Origin of the sequence: Streptomyces sp. (genome assembly GCF_019510245.1) — a bacterium.
Classification (GTDB): Bacteria; Actinomycetota; Actinomycetes; order Streptomycetales; family Streptomycetaceae; genus Streptomyces.
Genome location: NZ_JAEKKT010000157.1, coordinates 52,958 through 71,675, shown reverse-complemented (window position 1 = coordinate 71,675; position 18,718 = coordinate 52,958). Strand labels below are relative to the sequence as shown.

Genomic DNA, 18,718 nt, shown 5'->3' with positions numbered 1-18,718 from the left:
TAGACTGGTCTACTCGACAGGAGTGTGTCATGAAGGTTCTGATCGTCCTCACCTCTCACGACGAGCTGGGGAACACCGGTGTCAAGACCGGATTCTGGCTGGAGGAGCTGGCGGCGCCGTATTACCGCTTCAAGGAGGCCGGCTGGGAGATCACCCTCGCCTCGCCGAAGGGCGGACAGCCGCCGCTGGACCCCAAGAGCAACGAGCCCGGCTTCCAGACCGACGACACTCGGCGCTTCGAGGCCGATTCGGAGGCGACCGACGCACTGGCGAACACCATGCGCCTCGACGCGGTCTCGGCCGACGACTTCGACGCGGTCTTCTACCCCGGCGGGCACGGGCCGCTGTGGGACCTGGCCGAGGACACCGTCTCGGCGCGGCTGATCGAAACCACCCTCCGCTCCGGCAGGCCGGTGGCACTGGTGTGCCACGCCCCCGGCGTACTGCGGCGCACCGTCAACGAGGACGGCACCCCGCTTGTCTCGGGTAAGAAGGTCACTGGATTCGCCAACTCCGAAGAGGAGGCCGTCCAGCTCACCGACATCGTCCCCTTCCTGGTCGAGGACGAACTCACCAGGCTCGGAGGCGTCTACTCCAAGACCGGTGACTGGCAGCCCTATGTCCTCAAGGACGGTCTGCTGATCACCGGACAGAACCCGGCGTCCTCGGCTCCTGCCGCCGACGCTCTGATCGAGCTGGTGGCCAAGGGCGGCGTGTGAATGCCTGCGTCGTCATCTTCCGCGAGCGTGTGACCGACCCGGCCGAGCCGGCCCTCTGCCCTGGCTCGGCCCGGCCGGCCCGGGCAGGCCACGAGGTGACACCTCGCGTCGGACAGGGGGCGATCGAATCCCTGGAGGGTGCGCCGTTCCACGGTGTGCTGATCCATCGCTTCCCCAGCGTCGCGGACGCGCGGGCCTGGTACGAGAGCCGGAGCCCGGCCTGCCAGGCAGCGCTGCCCCACCGCCCGGCCGGTGCGGACTACCGCGTGTTCGTCGTCGAAGGAGCCGACGACATCCAGGTCCGCTGAGATCGCAGGCTGCAAGCTCCAGATCGCAGCGACGGCTTCCCCCTGTGGATCTGCACCACTTCAGGACCTCGCCGGCGGGCCGCCGCCCTCGGGCGGCGGCCCGGGGGCGGCCACCGGTGGTCGGAAGCCGGGGATGGTGACCTTCTCGTCGCCCTTGGAGACGATGTCGCCGACGACATCGGCGAAAGCGGCCAGCACGGCGTCGGCGTCCTTGCGAGTCACCTCGGCACGGTCGGCCAGCGCGGCCACCAGCTCACTGCGATTCATGATCTTGCTCTCCAGTTCTGTGGATCACCCCGGCCGTGTGCGAACTGCCAGGGCACGTCATCGACATCCTGCCACTGGGGTCTGACAGCGCCGTGGCGCCGGAAGCCGGATCTTGGTAGCGGGGGCGGGATCCGGGCGGCCCGGCCGGGGGGTTTCGCGGGGTGCGGTAGCCCTGCGCGCTCGGCCCGAGCGCCCGCGGGCGCTCGGGCCGGACAGCCGTCCGACGCACTGCTCGGGGCGGCGTTACACCGGGACGGCGTGCTGTGGCCGGTAGCCGGGGCGCTGCCGGTGCCGGTGCCGGGCGGACCGGAGTCGGCGTTGTCGGCGTGCCTGGACTGGAACAGTACGAGTTTGCCGTCGCGGACGGCGATGGTGCCGATGCCGATGCCGATCCGATGCCGATGCCGATGCCGGTGTCGGGGGCGACGCCGTTGTGACGGGTCCGGCCCCGGGCGGTGAGGAGGTGGGTGAGGCCGGCGGCGAGGACCGCGTCTTGGTCGCGGGGGCGAGCCCGACCAACGTACGGCTGATGGAGGCGACCGGCGAGGCCTCCTGCTGCCCGGGCCGGTCCGTGACGGCGAAGGCGAGCCGATATGGGCGTTCCCCAACAGCACCTTGGTCACCACGAGTTCCACCCCCCTGCTCCAGGAGGAGCGTCGCCGCTGAGTGCCGGAGGCCGTGGAACCGGATGCGGCGGAGCGTGGCCTGGCGGAGCAGGGTGTTGAAGTGCTGGGTGAAACCTCCTCACAGCGGCGGGCTCCATGCTGCGCCCTGGGCCTCAGCCGAGGTAGTCGGCAACACGGGACCGGCCGGGGTGTGCCGGATCTGGGCTTGATTGCTTTGCCTTCTGACGGCCATGAACACACCGCTCTGGTCGAGGCGGTGCGTGCTGCTGTTCCCCGCCCCTCGTGCCCGGACCGGGCGTGCGGGCCGACCAGGAGATTGTTCGACGATGATCACGACCTCCCACGGTTTCCGGGATCGTTCTCGATCCGGCGGTGCGACCAGGGCGGAAGGCTCTTGCCAATGCCAGGGATCCCGGGCCCGCCGTCCGGCCGCCGCCGCGACCGGTCCGTACGGGCTCGTCCGCGCCCGGCCGGCCCCGCACCGGACGGTGACCCACCAGGACTGACGAGCAGTCAGTTCGCCTGGGAGCGGTGGGACTCAGAGCCAGCCGCGGCGAGCGGCCTGCCAGGCGAGCTGCATCCGCGTGTCGGCGCCGGCGAGCGTCATCATGTGCTGGATGTGGCGCTGCACGGTGCGCCTGCTCAGCCCCATCTGACTCGCGATGGCCTTGTCGGCGACACCCGCCACGAGCAGCGAGAGCAGCCGGCGGTCGGTCTCGGTCAGCGGGTCGGCGTCGACGACCCCGTCGCTGCCCTCCACCCCGCCGGACGCGCTGACCTTCAGCGGGACCGCGGTCTCCCAGTAGCGCTCGAAGAGCGAGATGAGCGCCTCCAGCAGGCTGCTGCCCCGCACCAGTGCGGCCGTCGCCACCTGGGGACTGCCCTGGGGCCCACCGGGGACCAGCGGGCAGATGGCGATGGCGCGGTCGGCCACGGCCAGGCGCAGCGGCAGGTGCGGGACCGACCGGGCCACCTCACCGGCGCGCACACCTTCCACGACGTTGTCGACGGCCCCCTCGTCGTCGAAGAAGGCCTGCTCGTACAGGACGCGGTAGCGCACCCCGCGGGCGAGGGCGTCGTACTCGGCGCGGTTGCTGCCCGAGGGCATCGCCACGTACTGCGCCTTGCAGAACCAGAGCATCTCGTGGCGCGCGTTGTCCTGCATCTGCCGCAGGTGCTGGCGCAGCGCCTCCGCTCCGGTGATGACCTCGATGAGCTGGCCGGGGTCGTGCCTGCGGCGCGTACTGCGGTAGCTGTCGAGGAGGTCGGTGACGGCGGTACGGGCCTTGTCGAGCGCGTCGGCGTTGCGCTGCAGCCGCGGCAGCAGCGCCACGTCGGGCGGTACGGCGGCATAGTGCAGGGGATCGAGGTCGGTGGGGCTGGCGAGGCCCTTGCCGCGCAGGGCCGCGAGCACGGCCTCGGCGGAGTCGCGCGGGAGCCCGGTCCGGTCGGCGACCTCCTGGGCCGACGCGGTCGCGGTCCCGACCAGGAGCCGGTAGACCGTCTCCTCGATCGCCGTGAGACCTGCCGCCTCCAGCATGCCGTGCCCCTCCCTCGCCGCGGCCGGCCCCGAGAAGCGGAACGGCCCGTTGAAGTTTGCACCGCGAGCCACCACCGGGCAAGCAAACGACGGGTGCCGGGGCTTCCGCCCGGGCACCCGCCGTCGTTCAGCCGCTCAGCAGGGCCGACGTCACCGCCCCGAGGAGGGGCCGTGGTGCAGGTAGGCGCGGTCGACGGTCTGCCGCACGCTGTTGCCCGCGGCGTCCACCGCGGTCACCCGCAGGCTGACGTACGCGTCCCCGCGCACGCCCGACGGCCGTTCGACCGCGGCGGTGAACCGCGTGCCGCCGTGCCGCGCGGTGCGGGCGGTGTGCCACGTACGGCCGTCGTCGTACGACGCCTCGACCTTGAGCGTGACCCCGCGCGGGGCGGCCAGGCCGTCCGGCATCCGTACGTTCAGACCCAGCGTGTGCGACCGGCGCGGACCCACCGCGTTGCGGAGGTCCACCGGCGCGCTGTAGTCGACCTGGAGCAGCGGCAGCAGCGTGGCCGTCGCCGCGGTGTCCGAGGTGAACGTCCAGGACGTCCTGGTTCCGGTGCCGAACTGCCAGTCGTCGGAGGTGCGGGCGGTGGTGAGGTCCAGCCGGTAGCCGGCCTTGCCCGCGGGCACCTCGAATCCGCCCCAGGCCCCGGTGCCGGACTGCGCCACGAGCCGGCCGTTGCGGTACACCTCGGCGTGGGCCACGTCGCTCGGGTCGCCCACCGCGGACACCGCGGCACCGGTGCCCACACCGCCACCCAGCGAGCTCGCCTCCGCGAACGACCAGTGGCCGGACTGGGAGTCGGTGAACTCCGGGATGTACAGGGACAAGGTGTCGCCGTTGCGCACCGAGCCGGGCCAGCCCGTCACACCGTGCGGGATCGACGGGCGCACCGGCCCCGCGAACCACTTCTCCGCGGCGTGCTGGCCGGGCCGGTAGGTGTGGGCGGCGTCCTGCATGCCGACGCCCAGCTCGAGGTCGCGGTCCATGACGGTGTCGTGGTGCACGGTGTGGCTCCACAGGGTGTCACCGGCCGTCACGTACTCGGTGCGCTGCTGTCCCACCGGCACGTCACGGGTGTACTGGTTCCAGGCGAAGTCCTGGTAGGGACGCCAGCCGAAACGCTGCTCGCTCGCCCAGGCCGAGGCGCCGGTGCGGGTGTAGGAGGCCTTCACCACCGCGCTGTTGCGTTCGCTGACCGTGTACACCAGCTTCTCGGGAACACGCTGCTGGGACACCTGCATCACGTCGTACAGGTAGGGGCTCTTCACCGTGCCGGAGAAGTCCACCGTGGTGGTGCGCTCACCGGCGCGCTTGAGCAGGTCGGTGCCCTCCGTCGCGCCGGCGCGCATGATCGGCAGCGCGAGGCGGTCGCCCTCCGGCTGCCAGCGCGTCCAGGGGAAGAAGTTCTCGGGCATGACGAGCATCAGCGCCTTGGCCCCGGCGTCCGCGGCGGCCTTCGCCAGCTCGGTGTCGTTGCCGAAGTCGTAGCGGACGACAGCGAGCTTTCCGCGCACGTGGGCGGCCTTGAGGTCCGCGGCGGTGCCCGCTCCGGCGTCCACCGCGGTGAGCCGGAGGCCCTTGTCGTCGAAGACCGGGGAGGTCGGCAGGTAGTACGGGGTGAAGGGCGTCGAGGTGCCGGACACCTTCGCCCGCAACTGCGGGGCCGTCATCTGCCAGCGCGAGGCGAACTCGAAGGTGCCGTCGGTGACCTGCGCGGTCGGGCTGACGTAGATGCGCTTGGCGATGTCGAAGAACATCACGCCCTGGATCAGGCTGTGTCCCTCGATGCGCCGGTACGTCTGGTAGCTGAGGATCCCGCGCTGCTCGGCGGGCTCGGGCGTGCGGATCTGCACCTGGGTGACCTTGGAGGCGTCCAGCGTCACCGTGGTGTCCTTGGCGACCTCCACCTGCGGGTTGATCACCTCGACCAGTTCCTGGCCGTCCGAGGCGTTGTCCAGAGTGCTGAAATCGACCTGGTACGTGCCGTCCTCGACGACAGCGACCGCGGGGTCGGCACTGGTGTACGAGACGAAGCCGTCCTGGCCCCAGATCGTCGGCAGCCAGCCCGGCAGCACCTTGCCCGCGCGGTCGCGGGCGATCACGGTGAGCCGATGCAGGGGTGCGTACACGACCAGGGAGAGCGTGGTGTGGGCGAGGACGGTGCCGTCCGCGCCGGTCGCGGTGGCGTAGCCGTAGTAGGCGCCGCGCTTGGCGTCCTTCGCGTCGGTGCTCAGCGGCACGTCGGCGGAGGCGCCGGGGGCGAGGTGGACGGTGTTCGCGCCGGGCGCGACGACACCGGCCGTCAGGGGCACGCCGTCGGCGTTGGCCAAGGCCACGCTGAGCTTCAGGTCCACTGCCTTGTCACCGGTGTTGGTGTAGTGCAAGGTCGCCGACTGCTGCTTGCCGCCGCCCACCTGGACGGCGGGCAGCAGCACGCTGCCGGTGGCCGTGACCGCGCCCATGGCCGCGGCGACGTCGATCCGGCCGCCGCCCTGCTCGGTCACCTTCGTGCCCGGCACGGTGTGCGCGGTGCTGATCAGCGCGTCCTTCAACTGCTGACCGGTCCAGCTGGGGTGCTGCTGCGCGATCAGCGCGACGGCACCCGCCACGTGCGGGGTCGCCATCGAGGTGCCGGACGCCGCCGTGTAGTTCGCGTCGACCGGGTCGCCCATGGTGGTGCCGGACGCGCGCGCGGCGACGATGCCGACGCCGGGGGCGGTCACGTCGGGCTTGACGGCCTTGTCGCCGAGGCGCGGACCGCGGCTGGAGAAGGAGGCGAGGGAGTCGTCGCGGTCCACGGCGCCCACCGTCAGCGCGGCGTCGGCCGCACCGGGCGAACCGATCGTGGAGTCCCCGCTCTCGCCCGCGTTGCCCGCCGCGACGACGAAGAGGGTGTCGCCAGAGGCGGACAGCGTGTCGAGAGCCTGGCTCATCGGGTCGGTGCCGTCGGTCGGCTCGTCGGAGCCGAGGCTCATGTTGACGACCTTGGCGTGCTCGGCGGCCGCCCACTCCATGCCGTCGATGACCTGCGACTCCGAACCGTAGCCGTCGTCGCCGAGCACCTTGCCGATCAGCAACTCCGCCTTCGGCGCCACACCCTTGCGGGAACCGGAGGACGCAGCGCCCGTACCGCCGACGATCGACGCCACGTGCGTGCCGTGCCCGAAGTGGTCCACGGTGTTCCCGCTGCCCGAGAAGTCCTTCGACTCCGCGATCCGGCCCGCCAGATCGGGGTGGGTGGCGTCCACGCCGGTGTCCAGCACGGCCACCTTCACGCCTTGGCCCTCGTACCCGGCCTTCCACGCCGCCGGCGCGTTGATCTGCGCCGTGCTGCGGTCCAGCACCGGTGAGACCCGGCCGTCCAGCCACACCCGCGGGGTCGCGGCGGCGCGGGCGGTGCCTTCGGCGTCGCCCGGGTTCAAGGCCTTCCAGAAGGCGCCGAGGTCGTCGTCCGCGACGCGCAGCGACCGCGCGCCGATACTGGCGAGGGTCCGCGCTGGGGCCGATGCCTCGTTGAACGCGGCGACCCGGTCCGCGACGGCGGCCGCGGCCTTCTCGCTCTTCGCGGTCGTCCGGGCCACGCCGCCGCGCGGGGAGGCCGAGACGATCAGCGGCAGCGCGGAGGTGCCGGTCTCGTCGTAGCCCTGGGCGATCAGGGTGGAGACGTCGAACAGACGCCGGTCCAGCGTCCCGGCGGAGACCAGGTCCGCGGCGTCCGACGGCAGCACCGTCAGGTCGCCGCCGTCCTCCTGGTACGTGCGGAAGACGATGCCCTCACGGCCGGGTCCCGGCTCGACCGAGGCGGCGCGGCGGCCGTCGGCCCCCGGCGTCACCGTCACGCGGTCGCCGGTCACCAGGCGTACGGTCACGGGCGGCGCGCCCAGGCCGCCGGCGGGTCGCGCCGTGGTGTCCTGGAGCGTCCGGGCGGCGGCGGCCGGTACGCCTCCGGCGGCCAGCAGCAATCCTGTCGAAATCGCCGCCGTCAGGCGGATCCATGCCATCAGCCAAGCACCTCTCGTACAGCTGGGAGTCACACGCTGTCCGACAGAATCTGCTGTGGCGGTGGGCATGTCACTGGCCTCCGGTGTCACACCTGCGACATGTCGCAACGGCGCCACGGGATGCGGCCGTGGCCCCCTTTAGGTGTCAGCGCGGCATTCTGCCGTGCCGGCGGGCGCTCAGGCCGCCCCGCGCCGCGGATGGCGAGGCGCGTCTACTCCGCCCGCCGCGCACGGACGCCGTGACGGGTACGGGACTTGACCGTCCCGCGCGGAACTCCCGGCTGTGCCGCGACGCGCTTGCCCGCCCGGCCCATGACGTGGAAGCGGACCATCGCTTCGCGGTGCGCGGGGGCGAGCGCGCGCAGGGCGCCGACCAGGACGGTGCGGTCCTCGACGGCCCCGGCATGGTCGCGGACGGGCGCGAGCGCGGTGCCCGCGAAGTCCGCGGCGGTGACCCCGACCGGTACGGAGCGGTCGCGGCGGCGGTGGTCCACGGCGGCGTTGCGGCCACGCGGAAGAGCCTGACCGGGCGGATGCTCCGGGCCCACAGCCGGCGCCGGCATTTGTCGTGGTCGTAGCCGCGGTCAGCAAGGAGTGCGTCGGGCCGGTGTCGAGGCCGCCCACGGTCCCGGCTTGTCGAGCAGGGGCAGGAGTTGGGTGACGTCGTTGCGGTTTCCGCCGGTCAGCGACACTGCGAGCGGGATGCCCTGAGCGTCGGTGAGGATGGGGTGCTTGCTGCCCGGCCGTGCGCGGTCGACGGGGCCGGGTCCGCTTTTGGGCCCCTTCGGGCCGCCCGCACGTGGGAGGAGTCGATCACCGCCTGGGACAAGTCCAGCTTCTCCGCCGACCGGAGTTTCTTCAACAGCACCAGATGCGGCTGTCCCACACGCCGGCCTCGTTCCCCGCAGCCAACCGCCGCCAGCAGGTCATGCCCGAGCCGAAGCCCAGCTCCTGCGGCAGGTACTCCCACTGGATGCCGGTGTGCAGCACGAACAGGACCCCGCACGACACCTGCCGATCCGGCACCCGAGGTCTGCCCTCGACCAGCTTCGGACCCGGCACCGGCAGCAATGGCTCGATCAGCGACGACAGTTCATCCGAGACGATCCACGGCCGCGACTGACGATTCCCCACGACCAGACCCACGAGCCGGCAAGCGATGGCGCCGAGCCCGGCCGCCCGGAGTGGGGCGGTGGGCTTGTCGTGACGGCAGGCGGTGATCTCCGAGGTCCGGACAACAGAAAAAATGGGGGATCGGCGTCGGAACCCGTTCCGGCTTCGTCATTCATGTTGTCCGAGTCCCGTCCACGAGGTCTCCGGGAGGAAGGCATACATGACGGTGCCGCTGCACCACAGAGGTCACGTGCCCCAAGGCGATGCAGGCCCTCCTGAACGGCGAGGAGATCGGTCGCAAGCCACCGTGCGCGGCGCACCCGGGGCGGCCTCACCTGCTGCCGAGTCCCGATGTATTCCAAGACGCCTTGAGGTGCTGGTCCGGCAGCTGCGCGGACTGGCGGCAGCCGCTGCCGGGCAGCACGCACACAACACGGGACAAGTAGTGGGTGTGGCAACTCTCGCCCTGCCGGTACCTCGGCCGCCGGGCCCGCCGGGATCGACGTAGCATCAAGCCGGTACCCCGTCGGTCGGGCTCGGGTTCGCCCGGTCTTGCAGCACACAGGAGTGGCAAACCCCATGGACGCACCCGCGGACAGCCCATGGTCCGGAGCCGGTCTGGACCCGCTGACCGGTCGCGTTCTGGAGCACCTGGTGACTGTGCCCTCGGCTGACGCGGACGAAGTCGCGGCAGCCGTCGGAGTGTCCACGGCGAAGGCGGCGCGGGCTCTGCGCGACCTCGCGGACGCCTCGCTCGCCCTGCGCACCGACGCTGCCGCGCCACGCTGGGCGGCCGGCCCTCCACGCACCTCCCTGAGCGCCCTGCTGGCCCGTCGGCGGGCCGAACTGGCGCGCACCGAAGGGCTCGTGGAGCGTTTGCACGAGATGTACGAGACGGTGTCCGGACCGCGCTCGGCCCACCTGGTGGAGCTGTTGGAGCGCGAGGACGAGGTATCGGCGCGCTACGCCCAGCTGCTCAAGGGATGTGCGACCGAAGTGCTGCACCTGGCGAAACCGCCCTACGTCACCAGTTTCGGGGTGGCCGCGGAGGCATCAGGGGTGGCGGACGGGGTGCGGATGCGTTCCGTGTACGAGACCGAAGGGTTCTCCGACGAGGTGTCCCTGGCCACGGCCGTGCGCGGCACCGGGCGGGGCGGGGAACTTCGGCTGGCGCCACGACTGCCGGTGAAACTCGTGGTGTTCGACCGGACCGCGGCCCTGCTGCCGGTGCGGGGGGACCGACCGTCCGCCGGCTCACTGGTGGTTCACTCGCCCGCGCTCGTCGAGGCGCTGGCGGACCTGTTCGAGAGCGTGTGGCGAGATGCCGAACCAATGTCCCTCTCCAGCCGGACCGATGCGCCGTCGCCGGCCGGCGGCCACCACGGCACGCCGCTGCCGGACACCGGGGCGACGGGGACACCCGACCCGCGCACCCGGGAGATCCTGCAGCTGATGGCCGCGGGGATGAAGGACGACACGATCGCCCGCGTACTCAAGGTGAGCCGCCGCACCGTTCAGAAACATGTCAGCGACGCGGGCACACGGCTCGGCGCCCGCACCCGCTTCCAGATCGCCCTGCTGGCGGCCGAACGGGGGTGGCTGGGGGAGAGCCTGCCGGGTGTCTCGGCAGAAGGCTTCGGACAGTCTGCCGCGGGGGCGGTTACGCGGCCCGGCATCACCGCGCACGGTGCCGTACCCGTGGATACGGCCCCGTGATCGAGACCTACGTGGTGGGCTTCAACGCGAAGTCCCTGTGGGTGACCCGGTCCCGGTGCACCACGGTCCGGCGACTGAGGGGCCGGTGGCCGTCCGCAGTGGCTTGGAGGGTGTGTACGCCGGGGGCGCGCGAGAACAGGGTGTAGAGACCGTCGCCCACGGCCGGGTCCTCCGGCGTGGCCACAGTGAGTACGGCGCTGTCCGGCGCCGAGGTGTCGGCGACCTTCGCGCCGATGATCGCGGTACCGGTGCGGGCGTCCTGGACGGTTCCCACCGTCAGCCCGCCCGGCACCGGCTCCAGCGTCCGGCTCTGCACGCTCACGTCGTCGACCTCCCAGAAGTAGGCCCAGTTCGCGACGAAGTGGAAGCGCAGCCGCACCGACGACTGCCCGGCGAACTGCCGCAGCGGGACGCTCACCGTGAGGTGGTCGGCCTCACCGTTCGCCTTGGGGCCGGCCCACACGTTCTGCCAGGTGGCGCCGTCGTCGGTGCTGGCGTCCACGGTCATGTGCTGCTGGCTGAGGTTGGTGATGTAGTGCGTCTTGAAGGTGAGACTGGCCGACTGCGCCGTCGACAGGTCGTAGGCGGGGCTGACCAGCGAGGTGTCCTGGTGCGGTCCGAAGGGCGCGTTGTCGCTCTCGACGGTCGCGAAGGAGCCGCTGCCGCCGGTGGCGTTGCCGCGCTGGGTGGGGTCGTCGAACTGCCAGCCGTTGTCGCTGTCCGCCGCGCTCGCCACCGTCCAGCCCTGTGGTGCCGCGGTGGGTGTGTCGAATCCCTCGGAGTGCTCGGTGGTGTGGAGGGCGTAGCCGACGGCGGTGGCCGCGTCCGGGTCGGCGGCCAGGGTGCTGTCGGCGGTCACGGCCTTCCTGCCCACCGTCACCTCGCGGGTGACCGACTCGTAACCGGGCAGGGCCGCGGTGACGTCCAGGGTGTAACCGGCTTGCTCCGGAAGGGAGATGTCGTACCGACCGGTGACCGGGTCGGTCCACACCGGCGCCTCCGGCGAACCCTCGACGGCGATCCGGGCGTACAGCGGCCAGCCGTGCCCCGAGCCGTCCCGGACCGTGCCGCGCACATGGGTGCGGGGCAGGGCCTTGAGGCCGAAGTCGCGCGTCACGGTCTCGCCGTCCGCGATCTCCAGGGAGGCCGGTGCAGTGGACGCGTAGCCGAAGGCCGTGACGGTGAGCCCGTCGACCTCACCTGCGGGCAGGTTCAGGGTGTACGTGCCGTCGGCGCTCGTGGTGGCCACGTCGAGGCCGGAGGCCACGGTGGCGGAGGCGACGGGTTTGCCGGTCCTGGTGTCCGTCACCTTGCCGGTCAGGGTCCCGCTCGGGCCGCTGCGGAAGGCCGCCAGCCCGGCCGGGGTGCCCAGGCCGGTGGGGCCGTCGTAGCCGGTGGCCGCGGTGCACAGGTAGGCGGCAGCGCAGGTGCCGTTGGATCCGGAGGTGATGTCGTTCAGTCCGGTCCCGCCGGCCGTGTACGGATACGCGTTGGGGTAGGTGCCCGGGCGCGGTGAGCCGGCCAGCGCGTAGACGCCGGCGATCACCGGGGTGGCCGCACTGGTGCCGCCGTAGGTCTGCCAGCCGGTGCCGTGGCTGCCGAACGTCGAATAGACGGCAACGTTGTCAGCTACCGCGGAGACGTCCGCGACACTGCGTCCCTGGCATCCGGTGTCCTGCTGGAAAGAGGGCTTGGACTGGTACGACGCGCAGCCCGAGCCGGGCCCGTAGGAGCCGCGCTTCCACACGGTCTCGTCCCACCCGCGGGCAGTGTCCGGGTCGGCGACCAGATTGGTGCCGCCGACCGCCGTCACGGTGGGAAGGGTGGCCGGGAAGGCGACGCCGTAGCCGTTGTCCCCGCTCGCCGCGACGACTGCGACGCCGGGATGGTCGTAGGAGGCGCCGTACGTCGGGACGTCGGAGGCGTAGTCGCCGGAGCGGCCGTAGGAGTTGGACACGTACCTCGCGCCCAGCTCGACCGCCTTGTCGACCCCGGCCGCGAGCCGGTCGAGTCCGTCGTTGTCGGTCTCCACGAGCAGGATGTGCGCCTGCGGGGCGACCGCGGAGACCATGTCGAGGTCGAGGGCGATCTCACCGGCCCAGCCGTCGTTGGACAGCGGGTATTCGGTGCCGCCGCGCTGGTCCACCTTGCTGAAGCAGCCGTTGGCCGTGGTGCACGGCGGCAGCCCGTACTGGGCGCGGTAGACCGCCAGGTCCGCTTCGGCGTCGGGGTTGTCGTAGGCGTCCACGATGGCGATGGTCTGCCCCGCGCCGCCGTCGGCCGGGAGGCTGTAGGCGCTCTGCAGGTCCTGCGGTCCGAGCCCGGGCGGCGTCTGAGCCGCGGCCAGCCGGAGCAACGGGGACTCACTCGTGGAGCGCATGGCGAAGCACGTCGCGTGTCCCTTGGCGGGCGTGCCGCACACGGGAGTCAGGTCGGTGGCCGCTGCGGTTTCGGTGTCCGGAGAGGTGTCGAGGCGGGCCGGAGGGGCGGCGGCACCTGAGGGCGTGGCCGGCACGGCATGCGCGGGCGCCTCGATGCAGAGCAGAGCAAGGGCGGCGAGCCCCAGGGCGGTCACACCCGAACGGAGCCGCGTGGCCACGGATATTCGCTCTCTTCGGAACGCGGATTGCTTCACTTCGTACCCATCGTGACGGGCCCTCGGAATCGGGCCGGGAACAGGGGAAACCTGCGTGCAGGAAGACGTCCCGACAATTAGCCGGTCACGCATGACGGGATGTCAATAGGCCCTTGGTTACACGTTCATTTCCCGGAGACTGCCGACATCCGCTGAGGGTTCTCACTTGTGCAGAATCACGAAGTGGCATTGCAAGTCCCGTGCAGCACGGGTGAGTTAGTGCTCACAATGGGCGGGCCCGCCGAGATCTCCGCCTGATTACTGCAGGCTCCGCACCCTTTTCCTCTTGCAACAGCTGCACAACGAGGTGACTCGGCCATGATGGCCGTGCCTAAATACGGTCTCCTGACAACGACTAACACTATGAGGCAGAACGACCCTGCTGGCCGCGTCCGTGGGAGTAGTTGAGCGTTCGGTGGTGTGTGGGGGCGTCACCGTGGATTGTGCCGGATGAGCTGTGGGACCGCCTTGAACCGCTGCTGCCGCAGCGTAAGCGGCGCTTCCGGTACCCAGGTCGCAAGCCTTTGCCGGACCGGGATGTGCTGTGTGGCATCCTCTATGTGCTGCACACAGGGATCCAGTGGGAGTACCTGCCGCAGGAACTGGGGTTCGGCTCGGGCATGACGTGCTGGCGGCGGCTGCGCGACTGGAACGATGCCGGCGTGCGGCAGCGGCTCCACGAAGTCCTGCTGGCCGAGCTCAACGCAGCCCTGCGGCTGGACTGGTCCCGTTGCGTGGTCGACTCCTCCCACGTCAGAGCCCTAAAAAGGGGGCTACACACGGGCCCTTCGCCGGTCGATCGGGGGCGGGCCGGCTCCAAGCACCACTTGATCACCGACGGGCACGGCACTCCGCTGGCGGTTCTACTGACAGGCGGCAACCGTAACGACGTCACGCAGCTGCTGCCACTGCTCGACGCGATCCCGCCGGTCCGCGGCAGGGTCGGCCGTCCCCGCCGGAAACCGGACTCTCTGTTCGCCGACCGCGGCTACGATCACGACGTCTACCGCGATCAGGTACGCGATCGTGGCATCTTGCCCGCGATCACACGCCGCGGGACCCGGCACGGAACGGGACTTGGCGTCCATCGCTGGGTGATCGAGCGAAGTTTTGCGTGGCTGCACGGCTTCCGGCGCCTGCGGATCCGCTGGGAGCCACGGCCTGACGTCCACGAGGCGTTCCTCAGACTCGCCTGCTGCCTCATCGCCTACCGGCAACGCAACGTGCTTTGTTAGCCGTCGACAGTGGCCGAAGCTGTCGGCACGACCCTTACACCGGCTTCCCGCAGGGCCACACAGGTCGCGTCGTCTTCGGACGCATTGGTGATGATCACGTCCAGGTCCTCGGGACCGCAGATCTTCACCATGCCGGTTCCGGGAAACTTGGTCTTGTCAGCCAAGAGGACCACCTTGTCGCTAGCGGCGATCATGGCGCGGCGGGCGGGCACCTCAGCCACTGTGGTGTCCATGACTTGGCCCCCAGGCCGGAGGCCGCAAGCGCCCATGAAGAGCCAGTCGGCGTGGACCTGGCGGAGGTTGTCCTCGGCCATGAAGCCATCCAACATCCGTGACTCACGGATGACCATGCCGCCCAGCAGCATCAGGTCGACGTTCTCGTCAGCGATGAGTTCCTCATACACCGCAAGGTTGTTGGTGATCACGGTGATCCGGCGGCCGCGCAGTTGAAGTGCCAGCCGGTGGACCGTTGTGCCGCTGTCGAGAATGACCGACTGGCCGTCCTCGACCAGTGCGGCTGCTCTGGCGGCAATGGCGTCCTTCTCTGACACCTGAACTTCGGCGGCCTCGTTGAAGGGCGGTTGATCATCCTCGATCACTGCTCCGCCGTGGACGCGGGTGATCAGCCCGTCCGCCTCCAGCTTGAGGAGGTCCCGGCGGATAGTTGCCGCGCTGGCGTCAAGCTGCTCGGCGAGGTCGGTCACGGAGGCAGTGCCGCCGGAACGCAGGGACCGCAGGATGAGTTGGTGTCGTTGTTCAGCCAGCACGCAACGGGACACTACACGTGCTGGCTAAGACAGTCTGCCTGCTTCCAGGCGCAGTTGACGAGCAGACATGCAGAACCAGACGGCGCTGACGCTGTGCTGCTTGCCCAGCCCACCGGCCGATCGGTTCAGACCCCATGGAGTCGGCCCAGGGCGCCACACCTTGGCGAGACTGCTCACTGTCGCGCAGGGCAAGCGGCTCTGCTGGCCGTCCGTTGCATTGTGTCAGCCGTTGTAAGGGCGTGCAGATCTTTAACTCGTAGCTTTCCGCTCGGTGGTTCGTTGGTCTGGCATGAGCGGGTTGAAAGGGCAACGTGCCGTGCTGGAAGCCAAGTTCAGGGCGATTCTGCCGCATCTCGACGAGCGCCAGCGTCGCCTGTTGATAGGAGCGGAAGCCCAGTCCCTCGGCCACGGCGGGATCAGAGCGGTCGCCCGTGCCGCCGGTGTCCGTGAAGCCACTGTGTCTGTCGGAATGCGGGAACTCGACTCCGGGGAGGCGCCGTTGGGAGGCATCCGTCGGCCCGGAGGTGGCCGCAAACGCGTCGTCGACCTGAACCCAGCCGTTCGGGAGGCACTCCTCACTCTGGTCGAGCCCGACGTCCGCGGAGATCCCGTGTCGCCGCTGCGCTGGACCACCAAATCCCCCCCGCAAGCGCGCCGAGCAGCTGACCCGCCGGGGCCACAAGATCTCCGCGGACACGGTGGGCGACCTCCTGCGCGAGGAGGGCTTCAGCCTGCAGAGCAATGCCAAGACGCTGGAAGGCAAGCAGCACCCCGACCGGGACGCGCAGTTCCACTACCTCAACGAGCAGGCCCGCGACCACCAGGACAGCGGGGCTCCGGTGATCAGTGTGGACACGAAGAAGAAGGAGCTGGTCGGCCCGTTCAAGAACAACGGCCGTGAATGGGAGCCGAGAGGCGAGCCGGTGCGGGTCGACACCCACGACTTCCACGACCGCGTGCTGGGCAGGGCGGTGCCCTACGGCATCTACGACGTCGTCGCGAACACCGGCTGGGTCAACGTGGGCACCGATCACGACACCGCCGCGTTCGCCGTCGAATACCACCACCCCGACAGCACCCAGGCGCTCGTCCGCATCGGCGAGGACCGCCGCGCGGCCCTGAACCGGGTCCTGGAGCCCTCCGGCATCCAGGTTGACGCCGACGAGTACACCCTGCTCTACGGACCCGTGCTCGCCCGGCTCCTGCTCGACCGCGGCCCAATCACCGACACCTTCATCGACGCCGTCGTCGCTCAGTGGCTCAGCACCCTGCGGTGCACAGAAGCCGACCCTCGAACAGATCTCCAGGTCCGGGGCCTCCCCGAGGGGCCTCTGAGCGGTAAGCACTGGGAGCTCCCGGCCGTCCTCAACTCGAAACGATCACCACCGGCCAGCACGGCTCGACGCGCTCGTTCCCCCGGCTCTCGGTCTCGGCCGCAGGTCGGAGCAGGACAGGACTAGAGGCGGATGGCCTCGCTTCGGATGGTTGTCAGCGTGACCAGTGGTTCCGGCAACCTGGGGGAAGGAGGCCGATCAATGGCTGTCGAGCTCAACCACACGATCGTCGCCGCGCACGACAAGTGGGCGTCCGCACGGTCTGGGCCTGCTGCTGATGGTGCTGGTGTCGGCGTACGCCTGACCGTGCTCAACCCTGTACAGGTGCACGTGGACAGTTGGTGATGCGCTGACCACGGGCTTGCGTCAGTCCGCAAGGGACGGCCGACGGCGTCGGGCGGCCGGGCACTTCTCATGCCACCTTGATGACGACCTTGCCGGAGGTGTGACCGTTCTCGACAGTGGCGAGGGCGGCCGGGGCGTCGGAGAGCGGGTGGATCGCGGTGATGACGGGTGCGAGGAGTCCGTCGAGGGCCAGCCGGGCGGACCGCTCCAGGTTCTCGCGGTCGAGGCGGCGCTCGACGAAACGCCCACCGAGATCGGGCACGGACATATCACCCACGGCAATGACGTTGCGGGGATTCCGGGCCAGCGGAGCGACCGTCCGCAGCGAGGCGCCTCCGACCAGGTCGACGATCCCGTCGAAGCCGTCGGGAACCAGCGCGCGTGCCGCGGCGGCGACGTCCCCGGCCGCGTAGTCGATGAACCGCACCCCGATGGCTTCGGCGTGCTCGCGTTTGGCGGTACTCCCGGTACCGACCACACGCAACTCGCGCCCCACGGCCAGCCGGGCGACGGCGAGGCCCACCCCGCCCCCGACCCCGTTGACCAGGACCGTGGCACCGGCCGGGAGGCCGAGCTGGTCGAGCGCATCCACCGCGGTCGTCCCGGCCACCGGCAGCGTTGCCGCTATGGTCGCGGACAGACCCGCCGGGATGCGCGCGGTGTTCGGCGCGGACAGCACCGTCGTCTCGGCGTAGGTGCCGCCACCCGTGAGTGCGAAGCCGAAGACCCTGTCACCCACCTCGAGCCCGTCGACGTCCTCGCCCTGGGCGAGAACGGTTCCCGCTGCCTCCATGCCCAGCACGCGGGGAAACGGACGCCCGCCGTCGAGCCCGGGGACCAGGCCCGAACGCACAAGGTGGTCGAGGGGGTTCACGCCGGCCACGGTGACCCGGATCAGCACCTCGCCGCGACCGGGGACGAGGTCGGGGCGATCGAAGAACTCCTGCACCTCGGGCCCGCCATGCCTGTCGAAACCCCACGCCTGCCCCATCTTCGAAGCCTCCCGTATGACCGGCCCGGTGATTCCGGGCGCTGTCGCCATCCTCACCTCTGACACCGACGTCAGGGGCAAGCGGCTGTGGTGCAGGTCACGGCGTCAGGCCGGCTGCGCCACCGGTTCCCGGGGGCGTGGACAGCTCCGCCCGGTGCCGGCTGTTGGCCTCGATCAACACGTCGAGTGCATCCCGGGTCTCGATCAAGTGCGCGATGTCGGCATCGATCCGGTCGCGCTCGCGCATCATCGCCGTGAACGTCTCCTCGGCGACGCCCAGGTCACCCGGGACGTCCACACACGGCAGCACAGTCGCGATCACCCGGCTGGACATACCCGCGTCGAACAGCTGCCGGATGAGCGACACGCGCTGGACCGCGGCATCGGAATAGTGACGCTGCCCCGCGCCGGAGCGCGAGCTGGTCAGCAGGCCCTGCTCTTCGTAGTACCGCAGTGAGCGCGCACTGACGCCCGTGCGCTTGGACAGTTCGCCGATCCGCATCCCTGGGAGCCTACGCCCGCGCGCTCCGGGTTCAGCCCCCTCCGGCGGGTCATGAACGCTCGCGGACACCGCCATGGGCGCAGGGTTGTCGTCCCGGTCCCACGACTGAACACGTTCGTCTGTACGCGCCTGAGCACTTTCCTCAGTACGCCGACAGCTGGTGACGGCCGGGAACGTCACCGACCGCCAGGCCGCCCAGATGATGCTGCCCCGCCTGCACGAGCTGTTCGCCGCGATCACGCTGGTGTGGGCCGACAGCGGCTACCGCGGTCGGCTCGTCGCTTAGGCGAAGGAGAAACTGCAGCTCACGCTGCAGATCGTGAAACGCTCGGACGACATGTCAGGGTTCGTGTCGCTACATGTCTGCAGAGTCAAGCTCCGCAAGAGAAGCATGTACGGTCGCGCGTCCTTCGCGCTCTTGCGAGCTCGCATCCTGGCACGGCCCTGACCTCGGCTTTCATGAGATCGCTGTCAGAACCCTGAATGGCCGCCTCTGTTCGTCTCCCTCACTTGGTTGCGGTTTGAACCGCGGGTAGGTCCCGGTGGAGCGGCGTGCCCGACTTCTGCTCCGCCAGCCGCGATCAACTCCCTTACCGAGCACGGTAATCTCGGCGA

The 18,718-nt window shown here is 70.4% G+C and carries 13 protein-coding genes and 4 pseudogenes; 7 read left to right on the top strand and 10 right to left on the bottom strand.

The window, feature by feature from the left end:
• Positions 1-29 precede the first annotated feature (29 nt).
• Together JF597_RS29500 and JF597_RS29495 are read left to right on the top strand one after the other, a co-directional pair.
• On the top strand, positions 30-719 hold the full coding sequence (locus JF597_RS29500; RefSeq protein ID WP_294002321.1) for a type 1 glutamine amidotransferase domain-containing protein: 690 nt from the start codon (positions 30-32) through the stop codon (positions 717-719).
• Positions 716-1,027: a DUF1330 domain-containing protein gene (locus JF597_RS29495; RefSeq protein ID WP_294002320.1), complete on the top strand. Its 312-nt coding sequence runs from the start codon at positions 716-718 to the stop codon at positions 1,025-1,027. The genes JF597_RS29500 and JF597_RS29495 overlap by 4 nt, the downstream gene beginning before the upstream one ends.
• 123 nt (positions 1,028-1,150) lie before the next feature.
• On the opposite strand, the pseudogene JF597_RS29490 reads toward JF597_RS29495, so the two are convergent.
• The 6 genes and pseudogenes from JF597_RS29490 to JF597_RS29465 all read right to left on the bottom strand — a co-directional run.
• Positions 1,151-1,294, bottom strand: a pseudogene (locus JF597_RS29490) (HU family DNA-binding protein); the annotation flags it as partial.
• 587 nt (positions 1,295-1,881) lie between these two features.
• Positions 1,882-2,029 (bottom strand): annotated as a pseudogene (locus JF597_RS29485) (tyrosine-type recombinase/integrase); the annotation flags it as partial.
• A gap of 429 nt (positions 2,030-2,458) precedes the next feature.
• The gene (locus JF597_RS29480) at positions 2,459-3,460 is read right to left on the bottom strand and encodes a LuxR family transcriptional regulator (protein WP_294002319.1); all 1,002 of its coding nucleotides are present in this window, start codon (positions 3,458-3,460) and stop codon (positions 2,459-2,461) included.
• Between the two features lie 150 nt (positions 3,461-3,610).
• Entirely contained in the window at positions 3,611-7,465 is a 3,855-nt protein-coding gene (locus tag JF597_RS29475; RefSeq protein WP_294002318.1) for a S8 family serine peptidase, read from the bottom strand.
• Between the two features lie 212 nt (positions 7,466-7,677).
• Positions 7,678-8,028 (bottom strand): hypothetical protein, encoded by a 351-nt coding sequence (locus JF597_RS29470; protein WP_294002333.1) that lies wholly within the window; start codon positions 8,026-8,028, stop codon positions 7,678-7,680.
• Positions 7,992-8,527: pseudogene (locus tag JF597_RS29465) on the bottom strand (IS5 family transposase); the annotation flags it as partial. The pseudogene JF597_RS29465 and the gene JF597_RS29470, both read right to left, overlap by 37 nt.
• 630 nt (positions 8,528-9,157) lie before the next feature.
• Here JF597_RS29465 and JF597_RS29460 point away from each other — a divergent pair.
• A complete protein-coding gene (locus tag JF597_RS29460) occupies positions 9,158-10,294 on the top strand; it encodes a helix-turn-helix transcriptional regulator (protein ID WP_294002317.1) in 1,137 nt (378 codons plus the stop codon).
• A 7-nt stretch (positions 10,295-10,301) separates the two neighbouring features.
• On the opposite strand, the gene JF597_RS29455 is transcribed toward JF597_RS29460, so the two are convergent.
• Positions 10,302-12,893, bottom strand: a complete 2,592-nt coding sequence (locus JF597_RS29455) for a carboxypeptidase regulatory-like domain-containing protein (protein ID WP_294002316.1) — start codon at positions 12,891-12,893, stop codon at positions 10,302-10,304.
• 458 nt (positions 12,894-13,351) lie between these two features.
• Here JF597_RS29455 and JF597_RS29450 point away from each other — a divergent pair, with 458 nt between their 5' ends.
• Positions 13,352-14,164 (top strand): IS5 family transposase, encoded by an 813-nt coding sequence (locus JF597_RS29450; RefSeq protein ID WP_294002315.1) that lies wholly within the window; start codon positions 13,352-13,354, stop codon positions 14,162-14,164.
• Here JF597_RS29450 and JF597_RS29445 read toward each other — a convergent pair.
• Entirely contained in the window at positions 14,161-14,931 is a 771-nt protein-coding gene (locus tag JF597_RS29445; RefSeq protein ID WP_294002314.1) for a DeoR/GlpR family DNA-binding transcription regulator, read from the bottom strand. The two genes, JF597_RS29450 and JF597_RS29445, sit on opposite strands and share 4 nt — an antisense overlap.
• Before the next feature lie 289 nt (positions 14,932-15,220).
• Here JF597_RS29445 and JF597_RS29440 point away from each other — a divergent pair.
• Both JF597_RS29440 and JF597_RS29435 read left to right on the top strand, forming a co-directional pair.
• A pseudogene (locus JF597_RS29440) lies at positions 15,221-15,989 on the top strand (ISAzo13 family transposase); the annotation flags it as partial.
• A gap of 477 nt (positions 15,990-16,466) precedes the next feature.
• Entirely contained in the window at positions 16,467-16,610 is a 144-nt protein-coding gene (locus JF597_RS29435) for a hypothetical protein (RefSeq protein WP_294002313.1), read from the top strand.
• Positions 16,611-16,677: 67 nt separating this feature from the next.
• Here JF597_RS29435 and JF597_RS29430 read toward each other — a convergent pair whose 3' ends face one another.
• Positions 16,678-17,601, bottom strand: coding sequence for an NADP-dependent oxidoreductase (locus JF597_RS29430; protein WP_294002312.1), 924 nt, complete (start codon positions 17,599-17,601; stop codon positions 16,678-16,680).
• A gap of 97 nt (positions 17,602-17,698) precedes the next feature.
• Positions 17,699-18,103 (bottom strand): MerR family transcriptional regulator, encoded by a 405-nt coding sequence (locus JF597_RS29425; protein WP_294002311.1) that lies wholly within the window; start codon positions 18,101-18,103, stop codon positions 17,699-17,701.
• A gap of 160 nt (positions 18,104-18,263) precedes the next feature.
• On the opposite strand from JF597_RS29425, the gene JF597_RS29420 reads away from it, so the two are divergent.
• Complete coding sequence (locus JF597_RS29420) at positions 18,264-18,389, top strand: hypothetical protein (protein ID WP_294002310.1); 126 nt, start codon at positions 18,264-18,266, stop codon at positions 18,387-18,389.
• The last annotated feature ends 329 nt before the right edge of the window (positions 18,390-18,718 follow it).

Coding starts and splice junctions, on each gene's coding strand:
- JF597_RS29430 (WP_294002312.1), bottom strand. CDS start 17,601: ATGGGGCAGGCGTGGGGTTTCGACAGGCATGGCGGGCCCGAGGTGCAG.
- JF597_RS29500 (WP_294002321.1), top strand. CDS start 30: ATGAAGGTTCTGATCGTCCTCACCTCTCACGACGAGCTGGGGAACACC.
- JF597_RS29470 (WP_294002333.1), bottom strand. CDS start 8,028: ATGCCGGCGCCGGCTGTGGGCCCGGAGCATCCGCCCGGTCAGGCTCTT.
- JF597_RS29480 (WP_294002319.1), bottom strand. CDS start 3,460: ATGCTGGAGGCGGCAGGTCTCACGGCGATCGAGGAGACGGTCTACCGG.
- JF597_RS29475 (WP_294002318.1), bottom strand. CDS start 7,465: ATGGCATGGATCCGCCTGACGGCGGCGATTTCGACAGGATTGCTGCTG.
- JF597_RS29460 (WP_294002317.1), top strand. CDS start 9,158: ATGGACGCACCCGCGGACAGCCCATGGTCCGGAGCCGGTCTGGACCCG.
- JF597_RS29435 (WP_294002313.1), top strand. CDS start 16,467: ATGGCTGTCGAGCTCAACCACACGATCGTCGCCGCGCACGACAAGTGG.
- JF597_RS29425 (WP_294002311.1), bottom strand. CDS start 18,103: ATGCGGATCGGCGAACTGTCCAAGCGCACGGGCGTCAGTGCGCGCTCA.